The 15,032-nt window shown below is 71.9% G+C and carries 12 protein-coding genes, 4 tRNA genes and 1 other RNA gene; 6 read left to right on the forward strand and 11 right to left on the reverse strand.

Annotated elements, in window-relative coordinates; translation table 11 throughout:
- Positions 1-259: 259 nt before the first annotated feature.
- The 3 genes from ACIA73_RS23175 to ACIA73_RS23185 all read right to left on the reverse strand — a co-directional run bounded on the left by ACIA73_RS23175 (position 260) and on the right by ACIA73_RS23185 (position 1,145).
- Positions 260-667 (reverse strand): type II toxin-antitoxin system VapC family toxin, encoded by a 408-nt coding sequence (locus ACIA73_RS23175; RefSeq protein ID WP_399440543.1) that lies wholly within the window; start codon positions 665-667, stop codon positions 260-262.
- Entirely contained in the window at positions 664-930 is a 267-nt protein-coding gene (locus ACIA73_RS23180; RefSeq protein WP_399440544.1) for a hypothetical protein, read from the reverse strand. The genes ACIA73_RS23175 and ACIA73_RS23180 overlap by 4 nt, the downstream gene beginning before the upstream one ends.
- A 130-nt stretch (positions 931-1,060) precedes the next feature.
- Positions 1,061-1,145 (reverse strand) — tRNA-Ser (locus tag ACIA73_RS23185).
- A 133-nt stretch (positions 1,146-1,278) separates the two neighbouring features.
- Here ACIA73_RS23185 and ffs point away from each other — a divergent pair.
- The 6 genes from ffs (at position 1,279) to ACIA73_RS23215 (ending at position 10,513) form a co-directional block, all read left to right on the forward strand.
- Positions 1,279-1,369, forward strand: an RNA gene (gene ffs / locus ACIA73_RS23190) — signal recognition particle sRNA small type.
- A gap of 115 nt (positions 1,370-1,484) precedes the next feature.
- Positions 1,485-3,833 (forward strand): DNA polymerase III subunit gamma and tau, encoded by a 2,349-nt coding sequence (locus ACIA73_RS23195; RefSeq protein WP_399440545.1) that lies wholly within the window; start codon positions 1,485-1,487, stop codon positions 3,831-3,833.
- 116 nt (positions 3,834-3,949) lie between these two features.
- Entirely contained in the window at positions 3,950-5,218 is a 1,269-nt protein-coding gene (purD, locus tag ACIA73_RS23200; protein WP_399440546.1) for a phosphoribosylamine--glycine ligase, read from the forward strand.
- Positions 5,219-5,990: 772 nt separating this feature from the next.
- Positions 5,991-7,655 carry a hypothetical protein gene (locus ACIA73_RS23205; protein WP_399440547.1) on the forward strand — a complete coding sequence of 555 codons (1,665 nt, stop codon included), beginning with the start codon at positions 5,991-5,993 and terminating at the stop codon, positions 7,653-7,655.
- A 330-nt stretch (positions 7,656-7,985) separates the two neighbouring features.
- Complete coding sequence (locus ACIA73_RS23210) at positions 7,986-9,464, forward strand: N,N-dimethylformamidase beta subunit family domain-containing protein (protein ID WP_399440548.1); 1,479 nt, start codon at positions 7,986-7,988, stop codon at positions 9,462-9,464.
- 131 nt (positions 9,465-9,595) lie between these two features.
- A complete protein-coding gene (locus tag ACIA73_RS23215; RefSeq protein WP_399440549.1) occupies positions 9,596-10,513 on the forward strand; it encodes a phosphoribosylaminoimidazolesuccinocarboxamide synthase in 918 nt (305 codons plus the stop codon).
- Between the two features lie 88 nt (positions 10,514-10,601).
- Here ACIA73_RS23215 and ACIA73_RS23220 read toward each other — a convergent pair.
- The 8 genes from ACIA73_RS23220 to ACIA73_RS23255 all read right to left on the reverse strand — a co-directional run bounded on the left by ACIA73_RS23220 (position 10,602) and on the right by ACIA73_RS23255 (position 14,910).
- Positions 10,602-10,677 (reverse strand) — tRNA-Gly (locus tag ACIA73_RS23220).
- 23 nt (positions 10,678-10,700) lie between these two features.
- Positions 10,701-11,315: a response regulator gene (locus tag ACIA73_RS23225; protein ID WP_399440550.1), complete on the reverse strand. Its 615-nt coding sequence runs from the start codon at positions 11,313-11,315 to the stop codon at positions 10,701-10,703.
- The gene (locus tag ACIA73_RS23230; RefSeq protein WP_399440551.1) at positions 11,312-12,076 is read right to left on the reverse strand and encodes a sensor histidine kinase; all 765 of its coding nucleotides are present in this window, start codon (positions 12,074-12,076) and stop codon (positions 11,312-11,314) included. The genes ACIA73_RS23225 and ACIA73_RS23230 overlap by 4 nt, the downstream gene beginning before the upstream one ends.
- Positions 12,077-12,111: 35 nt before the next feature.
- Positions 12,112-12,663, reverse strand: a complete 552-nt coding sequence (locus ACIA73_RS23235) for a hypothetical protein (protein WP_399440552.1) — start codon at positions 12,661-12,663, stop codon at positions 12,112-12,114.
- Positions 12,664-12,768: 105 nt separating this feature from the next.
- Positions 12,769-13,584, reverse strand: coding sequence for an ABC transporter permease (locus tag ACIA73_RS23240; protein WP_399440553.1), 816 nt, complete (start codon positions 13,582-13,584; stop codon positions 12,769-12,771).
- The gene (locus ACIA73_RS23245) at positions 13,581-14,555 is read right to left on the reverse strand and encodes an ABC transporter ATP-binding protein (RefSeq protein WP_399440554.1); all 975 of its coding nucleotides are present in this window, start codon (positions 14,553-14,555) and stop codon (positions 13,581-13,583) included. Before ACIA73_RS23245 ends, ACIA73_RS23240 begins: the two co-directional genes overlap by 4 nt.
- A gap of 132 nt (positions 14,556-14,687) precedes the next feature.
- Positions 14,688-14,763 (reverse strand) — tRNA-Gly (locus ACIA73_RS23250).
- Positions 14,764-14,838: 75 nt separating this feature from the next.
- Positions 14,839-14,910 (reverse strand) — tRNA-Gly (locus ACIA73_RS23255).
- Positions 14,911-15,032 lie beyond the last annotated feature (122 nt).

Genomic DNA, 15,032 nt, shown 5'->3' on the forward strand with positions numbered 1-15,032 from the left:
GGACCGCCTGAGCGGTCCGAGCCTTCTAGCTGCGGAGGATACGAGATTCGAACTCGTGAGGGGTTGCCCCCAACACGCTTTCCAAATGTTCGCCTGGGGGTACGGGGGTGTACGGGGACGTCCTGACCTGCGGTGCAACCGGTGCCGGTGGGGTTTCCGAACGGTGCTGTACGCCGGTGAACGCAACCAGAACTGCAACCACGGAACTGGGCGGCCGGTGCGACCGACGGCGGCTTCCGCGCAGCGCCACGCGACGGCGTCAGACGTCGCGGATGATGACGCGGTCGCCGCAGAGCCGGGCCCAGTCGTCGCGGTCCGAGGTGAGAACCAGGGCAGGGGCAGGCGAGCGGAGGGCCATGGCGGCGACCAGGGCATCGATCGCGTACTTGTGGCCGTGCAGTCCGCCGGCGTCGCGCAGCAGGTTCACGGCAGCGAGTGCGTCCTCCGGTGTCACGGGCTCCAGCCGTAGACGGGAGAGGTACCACTGGAGGCGTGGCATGTCGGTCTTGCCGTGCACCGCCTCGACGATTGTCAACGCCGAGACGCGGACCGGGATGCCTGCTCGGCGGGTCGCTTCGATGCGTGCCGTCAGGGCGCGGTCGTGACGGAGCAGGAGGGAGAGCGCCTGGGAGTCCAACACGACCGAGCGGGCGGTCACTTCCCTCATGCGGCGTGCTGTCCCGCGCCGTCGGCGTGGCCGAAGAGTTCTCGGGCTGCGGCTTCGATCTCGGCCTCGGTCAGTGGGCCGTGTTCCGCCTCCTGGGCGGAGACGATCTCCGTCAGACCGTCCATCTCCAGCTGGTGCCGTACCGCGTCGGTGACGTAGGACGACAGGCCGCGCTTGCCCGTCCGCTCTCGGAGAGCCGAGAGCAGGTCGGCTGGCAGGGAGACGGAGACGTTCTCGGTGTGTCCCGCACGCTGGGTCGACATGCCGCCAATGTAGTACAGGAATTATTACAGCGCCCTGGTATTCGGCGGAAGTTTCGGGTGAGACCGGACAACGACGAAGGCCCCGACCGGCGAACCGGTCAGGGCCTTCATCTGCCCTGCTGGGCGAGTGCGGAGGATACGAGATTCGAACTCGTGAGGGGTTGCCCCCAACACGCTTTCCAAGCGTGCGCCCTAGGCCACTAGGCGAATCCTCCGCCGCAAACAATACAAGACGTTGAGGGGTGCTTGCGACCGCGTTGCCCGGGGGCGGGTTCGGGCCGGGCCGGGAAGAGTTCCGAGGTGGGAGTGGGTCGATTTGGGGGTGGGGGATCGGCTAGGGTGGGTGTCAGCCCCTCACGTGGCGCTATCTGACTGAACTCCCCCAGGGCCGGAAGGCAGCAAGGGTAGGTTGGCTCTGGCGGGTGCGTGGGGGGTCTTTGCGTTCCCGGACGGGGGGGTGGGGGGTCCTTGCGTTTCCCGTACGCGGGCCCCGGTGGCGGGGGCGCGGCTCGGGGCGGGGCCGGTTGTCAGTGGGTCCCGATAACCTCGTATGTGTGTCGTCCCTTGCGCTGTACCGCCGCTATCGCCCCGAATCGTTCGCCGAGGTCATCGGGCAGGAGCATGTCACTGCCCCGCTGATGCAGGCCCTGCGGAACAACCGGGTCAACCACGCGTACCTGTTCAGCGGGCCACGGGGTTGTGGAAAGACGACCAGCGCGCGGATCCTGGCGCGCTGTCTGAACTGTGAGCAGGGGCCGACGCCGACGCCGTGCGGGGAGTGCCAGTCCTGTCAGGACCTGGCGCGCAACGGGCGGGGTTCGATCGATGTGATCGAGATCGACGCGGCGTCCCACGGTGGTGTGGACGATGCGCGTGACCTGCGCGAGAAGGCCTTCTTCGGGCCCGCCGGCAGCCGGTACAAGATCTACATCATCGATGAGGCGCACATGGTCACCTCGGCGGGCTTCAACGCCCTGCTGAAGGTGGTCGAGGAGCCGCCGGAGCACCTGAAGTTCATTTTTGCGACGACCGAGCCCGAGAAGGTCATCGGGACGATCCGTTCGCGGACGCACCACTATCCGTTCCGTCTGGTGCCGCCGGGGACGCTGCGCGACTACCTGGGTGAGGTGTGCGCCAAGGAGGAGAGCACCGTCGAGGACGGGGTGCTTCCTCTGGTGGTGCGGGCCGGGGCCGGGTCGGTGCGTGACTCGATGTCGGTGATGGACCAGTTGCTGGCAGGGGCGGCCGAGGACGGTGTGACGTACGCCATGGCGACGGCACTGCTCGGGTACACGGACGGGTCGCTGCTGGATTCGGTGGTGGAGGCGTTCGCGGCCGGGGACGGGGCGGCGGCCTTCGAGGTCGTGGACCGGGTCATCGAGGGGGGCAACGACCCGCGCCGCTTCGTGGCGGATCTGCTGGAGCGGTTGCGGGACCTGGTGATTCTGGCCGCCGTGCCCGACGCCGGGGAGAAGGGGCTGATCGACGCCCCGGCCGATGTGGTCGAGCGGATGCAGGCGCAGGCCGAGGTGTTCGGCGCGGCCGAACTGAGCCGTGCCGCGGATCTGGTGAACTCCGGGCTTACGGAGATGAGGGGAGCCACCTCTCCCCGCCTCCAGCTGGAGCTGATCTGCGCGCGGGTGCTGCTGCCGGCCGCCTTCGACGACGAGCGGTCGGTGCAGGCCCGGCTGGACCGGCTGGAGCGGAGTGGGCCGCCTGCGGGGGCGGGGGCCTTTGCCGCTGGTGGGGGCATGCAGGGGATGCCCGGGATGCCGCCGGTGGGGTACGTGCCGGGGGCGGAGGGGCATGGAGGGGCGCCCGGGGCGGGACCGGGCGGTGGGCAGATGGCTCAGGGGCCGGGTGCTCAGGGGTCGGCTTCTCAGGGGCCGGGTGCCCCGGGGCCGAGTGCTCAGGAGCCGGGGGCTCCGGTTCCGGCGGCGCACGCTCCGGTGACGGAGCCCGTGGCGGCGCCGTACGTCCCGGCTGCCGCGGCACCGCCTGCTGCCGCGCCGTACGAGGCTCCGGCCGCCGCTCCGCCCGCCGCGGCTCCGGCGCGCCGGCCCGGCGGGTGGCCGACGGCTTCGGCTCCGGGGCAGGGGCGGCCCGAGCAGGTCGCACCGCAGGTCGCCGCCCAGGCTCCGGCCCCGGCGGGTGCTCCGGCCGCCGCCGCTCCCACGCAGGCGGCGCCCAGCGCGGCCGCCTCGCAGGGCGCCGCCCAGGTGCGGAACATGTGGCCCGGGATCCTGGAGGCGGTGAAGAACAAGCGCCGGTTCACCTGGATCCTGCTCAGCCAGAACGCCCAGGTCGTGGGCTTCGACGGCACCGTGCTCCAGGTCGGCTTCATCAACGCCGGAGCGCGTGACAACTTCGCCAGCAGCGGCAGCGAGGACGTCCTGAAGCAGGTCCTCGCCGAGTCCTTCAATGTGCAGTGGCGGATCGAGTCCGTCGTCGACTCCAGCGGCGGCGGGCAGCCGCCTGCCGGGTCTTCCGGGGGGTACGGCGGCGGAGGCGGCGGCTTCGGTGGAGGCGGCACCGGTGGTGGCGGTGGTGGCGGCTTCGGCGGCGGAGGCGGCGGTGGTTACGGAGGTGGCGGGGCGCCGGCGGCCCCTGCCCCGGCCGCCCCGCGTCCGGCGCAGGCTCCGGCCCCGCAGGCCGGTGGCGTACCGCAGTCGGCTCCCGCGCCCGCGCCCGTGCACCCCGCCCAGGCGCAGCACCAGGCCCAGAACCCGGCACCGGCGCCTTCCGCGCCCACGCGCGCGGAAGAGCGGCGTCCGGTCTCCGTCGAGGACGACGTACCGGAGGACGACGATCCGGATCTGGTCGACTCGGCGCTGTCCGGCCATGACCTGATCGTGCGGGAGCTGGGGGCGACGGTGGTCGAGGAATTCGTGAACGAGCAGTAGGAGGGCCGCAGGGGGCAGCAGGAGGAGGGGGCGGGGGTACGTCGCGGGGGCCGTGGGACGGCGTCCGGACCCCGCCCCGGGAAACCCACCTCCCTCACCCGACTAGGCTGCACCCCGTGAAGGTCCTCGTCATTGGCGGCGGCGCCCGCGAACACGCCCTGTGCCGCTCTCTGTCCCTCGACCCCGACGTCACCGCTCTCTACTGCGCCCCCGGCAACGCCGGTATCGCGGAAGTGGCGGAGCTGCGTCCGGTCGACGCCCTGGACGGGGCCGCCGTGGCGCGCCTCGCCACCGAACTCGGCGCCGGTCTTGTCGTCGTCGGACCGGAGGCCCCGCTGGTCGCGGGCGTAGCCGACGCCGTACGGGAGGCCGGGATCCCGGTCTTCGGGCCGTCCAAGGAGGCGGCCGAGCTGGAAGGGTCCAAGGCGTTCGCCAAGGACGTGATGGCCGCCGCCGAGGTGCCCACCGCACGCAGCTATGTGTGTACGACGCCGGAGGAGATCGACTCCGCGCTGGCCGCGTTCGGCGCTCCGTACGTGGTGAAGGACGACGGTCTCGCCGCCGGCAAGGGCGTCGTCGTGACCGATGACGTCGAGGAGGCGCGGACCCACGCGCTGGCCTGCGAGCGGGTCGTCATCGAGGAGTTCCTGGACGGGCCCGAGGTGTCGCTGTTCGCGATCACCGACGGTGTGACCGTGCTCCCGCTCCAGCCCGCACAGGACTTCAAGCGTGCGCTGGACGGCGACGAAGGCCCCAACACCGGTGGCATGGGCGCGTATTCGCCGCTGCCGTGGGCCGACCCCAAGCTGGTCGACGAGGTCATGGAGTCGGTGCTCCAGCCGACCGTCGACGAACTGCGGCGCCGCGGAACTCCGTTCTCCGGACTGCTGTACGCGGGTCTGGCGATCACCAGCCGCGGTGTTCGGGTGATCGAGTTCAACGCGCGCTTCGGCGACCCGGAGACCCAGGTGGTCCTCGCCCGGCTCCGTACCCCGCTCGCCGGCGTACTGCTCGGTGCGGCCAACGGCACGCTGGACGTCCTGCCGCCGCTGAACTGGCGCGACGAGTCGGCGGTCACCGTCGTCATCGCCTCGCACAACTACCCCGGAACGCCCCGTACCGGTGACCCCATCGAGGGCCTGGCCGACGTCGCCGCGCAGGACGCCCCCGCGGCGTACGTGCTGCACGCGGGCACCAGGCAGGACGGCGACGCGGTGCTCAGCGCCGGTGGCCGGGTGCTGTCGGTGACCGCGACCGGCACCGACCTGACGCAGGCGCGCGAGCGCGCGTACCGCGCGGTGGAGCGGATCCGGCTGGACGGCTCGCAGCACCGCACGGACATCGCGGCGAAGGCGGCACGGGACGCAGAGGCCGCGCGGGTCTGAGTCGGGTGCACGAAGTGCAGGAAGGGGCGGGCCGGGGGCTTACATCCCGGCCCGCCCCCTTCGTACACCCGTCGCCCCCTTCGTGCACCCGTCAGCACCCGTCGCCATCCAGCCACATTCCGCCCGCGCTCCGCCCGCACCCCACCGCCCACAAGCCCGCACCCCACCGCCCACAAGCCCGCACTCCACCACCTACAAGCCCGCACCCCACCGCCCACCAGTCCGGAAGCGGCGGATCCGCAACCGCAGTACCCCCGGATCCGCCGCTCCGCACCCCCACCCGGGAGTCCCGCCCCGATGTGGATCCCGGGATCGCCCGGGAAGCCAGCACCTTTACCCAAAGCCATTCCATCGGGTGACGGCTCGCCCATCCGGATGACTGGTGCCGAAGCCCCAACTAGGGTGCCGCGCAAGCAGTTCCGGCACTTGGCCCACCGACATTGCGATGTCAGTGGCGGGTGCCACAGTGGGGGAGTGAGCAACCCATCGAAGGGCGAGCAGGGCAGAGGGGGTGAATGCGGTCGTGTCCGGTGTTTCTGATTCCGGTGCAAGTTCCACGGGTCCCGGTTCTCGGTCCGGTTCCGGTGCGAACGGGTCCGGCGGCGGTAGTGCCGGCGGCTCCGGAGCCGCTGGTCGTGCCGGTGGGACCGGTGCTTCGGGCCCGGGTGAGGGTGCGGGCGCGCCGCGTCCCTCCCAGGCTCTGGGGCCCGAGCAGGGGGCCCAGGCCGCGCGCGAGCGCGCCCTGGCGATCCTGCGGGTGCGCAGCCGGGCGATGACCGGTGCCCTGCTGCCCGCCGCGGCAGCCGTCGTGCTGCTGATCGGCGGGGCGACCGGGCGGCTCACGGGTCCCGGCTGGGACGTGGCGCGCTGGGCGGTGTCCGGCGTCGCCCTGGTGGTGCTCCTGGCCGGTCTGGCGGTGGCCGCGGTGGTCGCAGGGGCGAAGCCCGCCGTGACGCCCACGGTGGAGCTCACCAAGGCCTCCGCGCCCGATCTGTACCGACTGGTCGGGGACCTGGCGGAGCGGCTCGATGTGCCCGTGCCGTCCGCGATAGCCCTGACCCCGGACTGCGACAGCTGGCTGGAGGAGCGCGCTCACCCCGCGTCCCGCCCCACACCCCGCGCCGGGCTCCCGAAGCCCCCCGCCGCCGAGTCCATACGCGGCGGGCCCACCGCCCCCGTCCTGGTCATCGGCTCGCCCTTCCTGTGGTGGATGCGCGTCGCCGAGCTGCGGGCCGTCCTCGCACCGGTGGTCGCCGGCACCGGACCCGCCGCCCACCCCGACATAGCCGCCGCCCGCCGTTTCGTACGGGGGCTGGACGCGGCCGTCGCGACCGCCGCCGCGCCCGGTCGGGGCATGGCCGGCCGTCTGGCGCTGGCCCCGCTCGGCCGGATCTCCCGGGTGCTGCTCGGCGCCTGCCGCGAGCACATCACCCAGCTGGAGCGCGGGGTGGCCGCCGCCTCCTCCGAGCGTGCACAGGCTGTGGACTACGGGCTGCGGATCGTCGCCCAGGAGCAGGTCGGCCTCGCCTACGCGGGCTGGGACCGGCTGCTGACCAGGGTCGCGCTGCCCGCCTGGCGGATGGGCCGCTGGCCGTCCCGCCTCGACGTCGGCGTGGTCTCCGCCCTCACCGAACTCTCCCGCCGCGACCGCCTCGCCGACGGATTCACCTCCAGGCTCGGCGAGCGCCCCGCCTGCGACCTGCTCGAAGAGCCCGGCGTCGTCGACGAGGCCGCCTCCCTGCTGGCCGCCAGGCTCTTCCACGGCGGCCCGGCCACCCCGGGGCCCGACTGGTCCCCGGTCGACTGGCAGGAGTACCCGGAAGAGGTCGTCGACCGTAAGTGGCGCACCGAGGCGGCCCGTCTGCACCGCGTCCTGGACGCCCTGGGCGCCCACTCGGGCAGCGAAGGCCCCGGCCGCGCGGGCACCACGGGTACGAGCCCCACCCTGGCCCGGGTCATGGACCACCTCGCCGCCGAACCCCTCGCCCTCACCGGCGCCCCCGGCCCCGACGACGGCCGCCTCGACGAGGAGCGCACCGACGCGCTGGCCGCCGGCATCACCGCCGAGGCCGCTCGCGAGGAAGCCCTGGCCACGCCACCGGAACCGGTCGCGCTCGGCGACGGCCACGAGCTGTGGGAGGGCGGCACCTGGGACGAGGGCCCGTTGCCGGTCTTCCCCATCCAGCCGCCGCGCACCGGCCGCGACCTGCTCGCCGACCACGTCACCGCGATGGTCTGCTGCGCCGCCGTCGACACCGCGGGCGCCGCCCCCGGCCTGGACTGGCTGGACGGCCCGGCGCTGCTCGTCGAGGGCAAGCGCCGCTCCGACCTCACCGGCCCGGTGCTCAGCCTGGTCGAGGACGGCGACCCGGTCCCGCTGCGCGGCTGGCTCGCCTCCGTCGGCGTACGGCCGGAAAAGCCGGTACGGCTGGTGTGAGACCTGGCGGCGCCCGGACCGGCGCCCGGACCGGAGCGCGGACGAGGGAGGGCGGACGAGGGAGGCTGAGCGGGAGGGCGAGGGACGAGGCGCGGACCTGCCGGGAGGCCGCGCCTGACTCCCGTACTCCGGAAGTAACCGCCCGGCGCGCAGAACCGCCGACGGGTCCCACGAACGGACTATCAGGTTCCGTTTCTCGCCAATTCGCGACGAACGGTGACGGAGTGCGTGCGTTATGTGATGTGCTGGGGTCCTGGAGCTGACAGCTGATGCATCACTGTTCTTCCGGGGCACCGGTGTTTTCCCGGAGGACCGAGGGAGGGATGTGGCGTGGGGGCGGAGCAGATTCGCTGGGAATCGGGTGCACTCGCGCACGCCGTCTCGGATCCCTTCGGCCAGGGACCGCTGCCCTGGCTGCGCGACGGCGAGCAGTATCTCGACGCGGACGGCACGGTCGTCCCCTGGTACGCCGAGCTGGATCCGGCCACCGGCGCCAAGGTCCCCCAGCCCCGCCGCCACGAGGGCCCCCGCACCGCCGACGACGTGAACTGCCAGATCAAGGGCTTCGCCTCGTCCGGATCGGTGGCCCCCGGCGGTTCGGTCGACTTCCACGTCACGGTCAACCCGCCGCAGGAGTTCTCCGCATACGTCTACCGGATCGGCCACTACAGCGGCGCCGGCGCCCTCAAGGTCGACACCAGCCCGCGCCTCTCCGGCATCGTCCAGCCCGCCCCGCTGACCGCCGACCGCACCGTCTCCTGCCACCACTGGTGGCAGTCCTGGCGCCTCCAGATTCCCTCGTACTGGAGCCTCGGGGCGTACGTCGCCGTGCTGACCAGCGCGGACGGCCACCGCAGCCACATCCCCTTCACGGTCCGCGACGACCGCCCCGCCGACTTCCTCCTGCTGCTCCCCGACGTCACCTGGCAGGCGTACAACCTCTTCCCGGAGGACGGCCGCACCGGCGCCAGCCTCTACCACGCCTGGGACGAGGGCGGCCGGCTGCTCGGCGAGGAGGACGCCGCGACCACGGTCTCCTTCGACCGGCCGTACGCGGGGCAGGGGCTGCCGCTGCACGTCGGGCACGCCTACGACTTCATCCGCTGGGCGGAGCGCTACGGGTACGACCTGGCGTACGCGGACGCGCGGGATCTGCATGCCGGGCGGATCGACACCTCGCGCTACCGGGGGCTGGTCTTCCCCGGACACGACGAGTACTGGTCGGTGCCGATGCGCAGGGCCGCGGAGCGGGCCCGGGACGCCGGGACGTCCCTGGTCTTCCTGTCGGCCAACACCATGTACTGGCAGGTGGAGTTGGGCCCCGCGCCCTCCGGCGTCCCGGACCGGTTCCTGTCCTGCCGCAAGCGGCAGGGCACCGGCAAGGCCGCACTGTGGCGTGAAGTGGACAAGCCCGAACAGCAGTTACTGGGAATCCAGTACGCGGGAAGAGTCCCGGAGCCCAGTCCTCTGGTCGTACGCAACGCGGAGCACTGGCTCTGGGAGAACACCGGCGCGAGCGAGGGCGACGAGATCGAGGGGCTGGTCGCGGGGGAGGCCGACCGGTACTTCCCGCGGACGGCGCTGCCCGAGCACCGCGGCCGCATCCTGCTCGCCCACTCCCCCTACCGGGACAACGACGGCGCCCTGCGCCACCAGGAGACCTCCCTCTACCGCGCCCCCAGCGGCGCCCTGGTCTTCGCGTCGGGCACCTTCGCCTGGTCCCCGGCACTGGACCGCCCCGGGCACGTGGACCCCCGCATCCAGAGGGCGACCGCCAACCTCCTGGACCGCATCGCCAAGGGCAGCTGAGCCCGCCGCTGGGCCCGCCCCCGAGCCCCCGCACCGCACTCCGTCCGCGCGCCCCGGCCACCCTGACCGGGGACTTCCCCCGCGCATACGGAAGAATCGATATCGATTGGCCATAACCACGGGGAGGAACCGTGTCCGGATTCGTAGTAAAGCCCGAGCCTCAGCAGGTGCCGGGCCTGGTACATCTGCACACCGGCAAGGTGCGCGACCTGTACCAGAACGAGGCGGGCGACCTCGTGATGGTCGCCAGCGACCGCACCAGCGCCTTCGACTGGGTGCTGCCCACCGACATCCCCGACAAGGGCCGCGTCCTCACCCAGCTCTCGCTGTGGTGGTTCGACCAGCTCGCGGACCTCGTCCCCAACCACGTCCTGTCGACGGAGCTGCCGGAGGGCGCCCCGGCCGACTGGCAGGGACGTACCCTCATCTGCAAATCGCTGCGGATGGTCCCGGTCGAGTGCGTCGCCCGGGGCTACCTGACCGGCTCCGGCCTGGCCGAGTACCAGGAGTCCCGCACGGTCTGCGGACTCGCGCTCCCCGAGGGCCTGGTCAACGGCTCGGAGCTGCCCGCGCCGATCTTCACCCCGGCCACCAAGGCGGCCGTCGGTGACCACGACGAGAACGTCAGCTACGAGGAAGTGGCCCGCCAAACCGGCGCGGAGACCGCCGCCCAGCTGCGCCAGGCCACGCTCGCCGTGTACGGGCGGGCCCGCGACATCGCCCGCGACCGGGGCATCATCCTCGCGGACACCAAGTTCGAGTTCGGCTACGAGCCGACCGCGTCCGGCGACGGCGAGCAGCTGGTCATCGCGGACGAGGTCCTCACCCCGGACTCCTCCCGCTTCTGGCCCGCCGCCGACTGGGAGCCGGGCCGCACCCAGCAGTCCTTCGACAAGCAGTTCATCCGCAACTGGCTGACCTCGGACGCCTCCGGCTGGGACCCCAGGTCTTCGAGCCCGCCGCCGGCTCTCCCGCAGGAGATCGTGGACGCCTCGCGTGCGAAGTACGTCGAGGCGTACGAGCGGCTGACCGGCCAGAGCTGGTCCTAGCAGCGACGGTGGGGCCCCGGGGAAATCCGGAGCCCCACCGGCCGTAAGCAACGCGAAAGGCCCCGGTCGATGACCGGGGCCTTTCCCATGGAGCGGACGACCAGGTTCGAACTGGCGACCTCAACCTTGGCAAGGTTGCGCTCTACCAACTGAGCTACGTCCGCGTTGCGCCGTGGCGCGAGGACAACTATACCCAACCTCGCTCCCGTGCGAGACGCACCGCCGTATGACGGTTCTCCGCCCCCAGTTTGGAGGCCGCCGACGACAGGTAGTTGCGTACGGTGCCCTGGCTCAGCGCCGCCCGCTCGGCGATCTCCGCGATGGGTGCCCCGTGCGCCGCCAGCTCCAGTACCTCGGCCTCGCGGGCGGTCAGTGGGGAGTCCCCGGCCGCGATCGCGTCGGCCGCCAACTCCGGGTCCACATAACGGTTTCCGGCTCGTACCGTACGGATGATCTCGGCCAGCCGCTGGGCGCTCACGGTCTTCGGAACGAAGCCGCGCACCCCTGCCGACAGGGCCCTCTTCAGGTGTCCCGGCAGCCCGTGGCTGGTCACGATCATGGTCCGGCAGTCGGGGAGCCGGGTGCGCAGGGATGTGGCGACCGCCACACCGTCCATTCCCGGCATCTGGAGGTCCAGCACCGCCACGTCCGGCCGGTGCTGGAGCGCCATGGCGAGGGCCTCGGACCCGGTGGCGGCCTCCGCGACCACCTCCAGGTCGTCCTCCAGCGCGAGCAGTGCGGCCAGCGCCCCCCGGATGAGGTGCTCGTCGTCGGCGAGCAGCACACGTACGACCGCACTCATACGGCACCCGCCCTCGAAGCGGCGCGTCGGAACAGCCGCCCGCCGGGAAGGCGCTTCGACGCGCCGTTGGGGATTTCCATGCCCTCGACTTCTTTCTCTTCCGTACGTGCTGAGGGGTCGTCGGGAGCGGCCAGCGGGATCTCCGCCCTGACCCGGAACAGACCGTTCTCCACGGCCCCCGCGACGAGCGAACCGCCCACCAGGGCCAGCCGCTCCCGCAGCCCCGCCAGGCCCGATCCTGACGGCCCGACCGGGGGCGAGGAGCCGGCCCCGTCGTTCTCCACGACCAGGACCGCGCGGGCCCCGTCCGAGCTGAGGCGCAGGGTGCAGCTCTTGGGATTGCCGTGTCGCAGGACGTTGGTGGTCGCCTCGCGGACGACCCAGCCGAGCGCCGACTGCACCCCGTCCGGCAGGTCGGCGGCGAGGCCGTCCTCGACGACGCAGCTGATGCCGGCGGCGGCGAGCACCCCACGCGCCCCCTCGATCTCATTGCGCAGATCGGCCTCCCGGTACCCGCGCACGACCGCCCGCACCTCGCGCTGCGAGTCCCGTGCGATCCGCTGCACCTCGGCCATCTGCGCGGCGGCCTCGGGCCTGCCGCGCTGGGCGAGCTGCACGGCGAGCTCGCTCTTGAGCGCGATCACGGCGAGGTTGCGGCCCATCACGTCGTGCAGGTCCCGCCCGAACCTCAGCCGCTCCTCGGCGACGGCGAGACGCGATTCGGTGTCCCGGGCCCGGTCGAGCTCCCAGATCATCGCCATGAACCAGAGCGAGGGGCGGTAGACCGCCAGCACGGTCAGGCCGCGATCGGGAACGTCAGCACGACCGGCAGGGCGAGGTGCGCCGCTCCCGTCGCGAGGTACACGCCGACGCCGGTCAGGACCCCGGCCACCACCGTGCCCAGCAGCAGCCGGCGCACCGTCGAGAGGCCGAAGACGCACAACCCGGCGGGAAGCAGCCCGTAGTAGATGAACAGGACCATGTCCGCGCCGACGGGGTCGATGGCGCCGAGCCCGCCCGCGGTCTGGAGGGCCACGGCCAGCACCACCGTCACCGCGCCGAGCAGCAGGGACACCGAGGCCGTCCGCCACGGTGGCGGCGCTCCGAGCAGACGGTGGTCGAACCCGCGCTTCATGGCGTACATCGAGAGCGCGCACTGCACCAGCACCACGGCGATCAGACCCTGGAGCAGCGGGGCGGAGTCCGGGTCCCGCAGCAGCTTCGCGGGCACCGGGGACAGCAGCCCCAGCGGGATGGCCCACGGGACCGCGTACAGCGTGCTCCGCATGTACAGGTCCAGCTTCGCGGCCCGGCTGCGCCGCCGCCAGAAGCCCTTCATCCCCGTCACCACTCCCTCGGAAAGCCGGCCTCGAACCGGCCTCGAACCGGCGTCGAACCGGCCTCGAAAAAACGGCCCCCGCCCCGGACCGGGGCGGGGGCCGGAGTCCGGCTGCTACCGCCGCGGCTCCCAGTGGAACCGCTTCTTGGCCATGTACACCGACAGTACGGTCCAGACCGCCACGATGGCCACGTCGCCGAGCGCTCCGGACCAGGTCAGCCCGCCGGACCAGCCGCCCCGCATCAGTTCCACCACCGGAGAGAACGGCAGCAGTTCGCAGATCCTCGCGGCGGTGTCCGGAAGCGACTCCAGCGGGAAGAACAGCCCGGAGCCGAACATCGACAGGAACATCACCGGCGCGATGGTGAGCTGCGCCCCCTCCGCACTCTTCGTGAACGCCGTGGTCGCCACCGCGAGGAGGACCGCCAGCACGAAACCGAACGCGATGCCCGCCACCACGAACAGCGCGTTGGACGGCATCTCCGCGTCCAGCAGCAGGACCCCTGCCACCAGCAGGAGCACGCTCTGCACCAGCCCCGCCACCAGCGCGGCGATGGAGGTGCCCGCCAGGATCTCGATGTCGCCCTGCTCGCCGGTCCGCAGCCGCTTGAGCACCAGCTCCTCGCGGCGGGTGACGTAGGTGCCGACCAGCGTGGTGTAGATGCTGCCGATCATCACGTACGTCAGTGCCGTCGGGATCAGCATCGTGCCGAGCGAAAGACCGTACTTCTCCAGGTCCATGCCCTTGGCCACCGACAGGGAGGAGAAGGTCAGGACGACCGGCATCACCAGGATCATGACCAGACTGGCCCTGTTGCGTCCCAGCAGGATGAGTTCGGCCCGCGCCATCGCCTTCATCCGGACCGGGGCAGTGGTGCGCGCTCCGGCTTCGGCCGCCCGGCGTGCGCCCTGCGTCAGCGTCACGCTCATCGCGCAGCCACCTCTTCCTTGTCCTTGTGCGTCGTGTTCGTCGTTGCCTTCGCGTCCCGGGCGATGTGCAGGAACGCCTCCTCCAGCGAGGCCGACCGCACATCGAGCCCGCGCAGCTCCACTCCCACCGACTCCGCCCAGACGAGCAGCCCGGTGGCCGCCCGTTGCAGTGTCGGAGTCGTGAACTGGACGTGCCTGCCGGTCAGTTGGTGCTCCGTGATGCCGAGCCGGCCGAGCGGCGGCAAATCCCCCATGTGGTAACCCTCCGGCAGCTCGAAGCTGATCCGCGACGGGTGCGCGGCGACCACCTCGTCCACCCGCCCCTCGGCGGCGATCCGGCCCTCGTGCATGATCGCCAGCCGGTCGGCCAGCTCCTCGGCCTCTTCGAGGTAGTGCGTCGTCAGCAGTACGGTCGTGCCCTGCTCGCGCAGCTCCCGGACCAACTCCCAGGTCTCGCGCCGCCCTTCGGCGTCCAGGCCGGTCGTCGGCTCGTCCAGGAAGAGGACCTCGGGCCGCCCCAGTACCGCCATCGCCAGGTCGAGACGCCGCCGCTCACCGCCGGACAGCTGGATGACCCGTACGGAATGGCGCTTGGCCAGTCCCACCAGCTCCAGGGCCTCTTCGACGGGCCGGGCGCCGCTGGTGCAGGCCGCCCACATCCTGGCGGTCTCCAGCACCGTCAACTGCGAAGGGAAGCCGCCCTCCTGGAGCATCACGCCCACATGGGGGCGGACCTGCGCCCGCTCGGTGAACGGGTCGTGCCCCAGCACCCGGATCCGGCCGCCGCTCGGCGCCGCGAGACCTTCGAGCAGCTCCAGGGTGGAGGTCTTGCCCGCGCCGTTGGTCCCCAGGAGAGCGAAGAGTTCGCCGCGCGCCACGGAGAAGGAGACGGAACGGACGGCCTCGAACCCTCCGGCGTAGGTCCGCCGGAGCCCTTCGACGTCGATGACAGGCTCTGCGTTGGTGGTCATGTCCCAAGACTCCCGTCGGACGGGGGCCGGGGGCAGTGCGTGCTGTCATGACTCCCGATGACAAATGTCATGAGCGGCAGCGCATACGCAAAAGGCCCCGGTCGCAATGACCGGGGCCTTCTGGTTACTTCATGGAGCGGACGACCAGGTTCGAACTGGCGACCTCAACCTTGGCAAGGTTGCGCTCTACCAACTGAGCTACGTCCGCAAGGTACTGCTGGGGTGGTGCGGCATCAGCCTACCCGATCCGCCGGGATGCCCGGTAACCGGTTGAGCGATGCAGAGCGGGTGACAGGAATTGCACACTGCGCCTTCCCCCTGGAAGGAGGATGTTCTACTACTGAACTACACCCGCACGCTGCGTGAGGCGGGGCCTTGCGGCCTTGCCCTTCGGCGTGCTCCAGACTTTAGCCCAGGTACCGGGGTGTGATGCAAATCGGTTCCGGCCGACCTGGGTGACGTCCCCCGGGCCGGGCC

It is taken from the genome of Streptomyces sp. NPDC051561 (assembly GCF_044454195.1).
Taxonomy (GTDB): Bacteria; Actinomycetota; Actinomycetes; order Streptomycetales; family Streptomycetaceae; genus Streptomyces.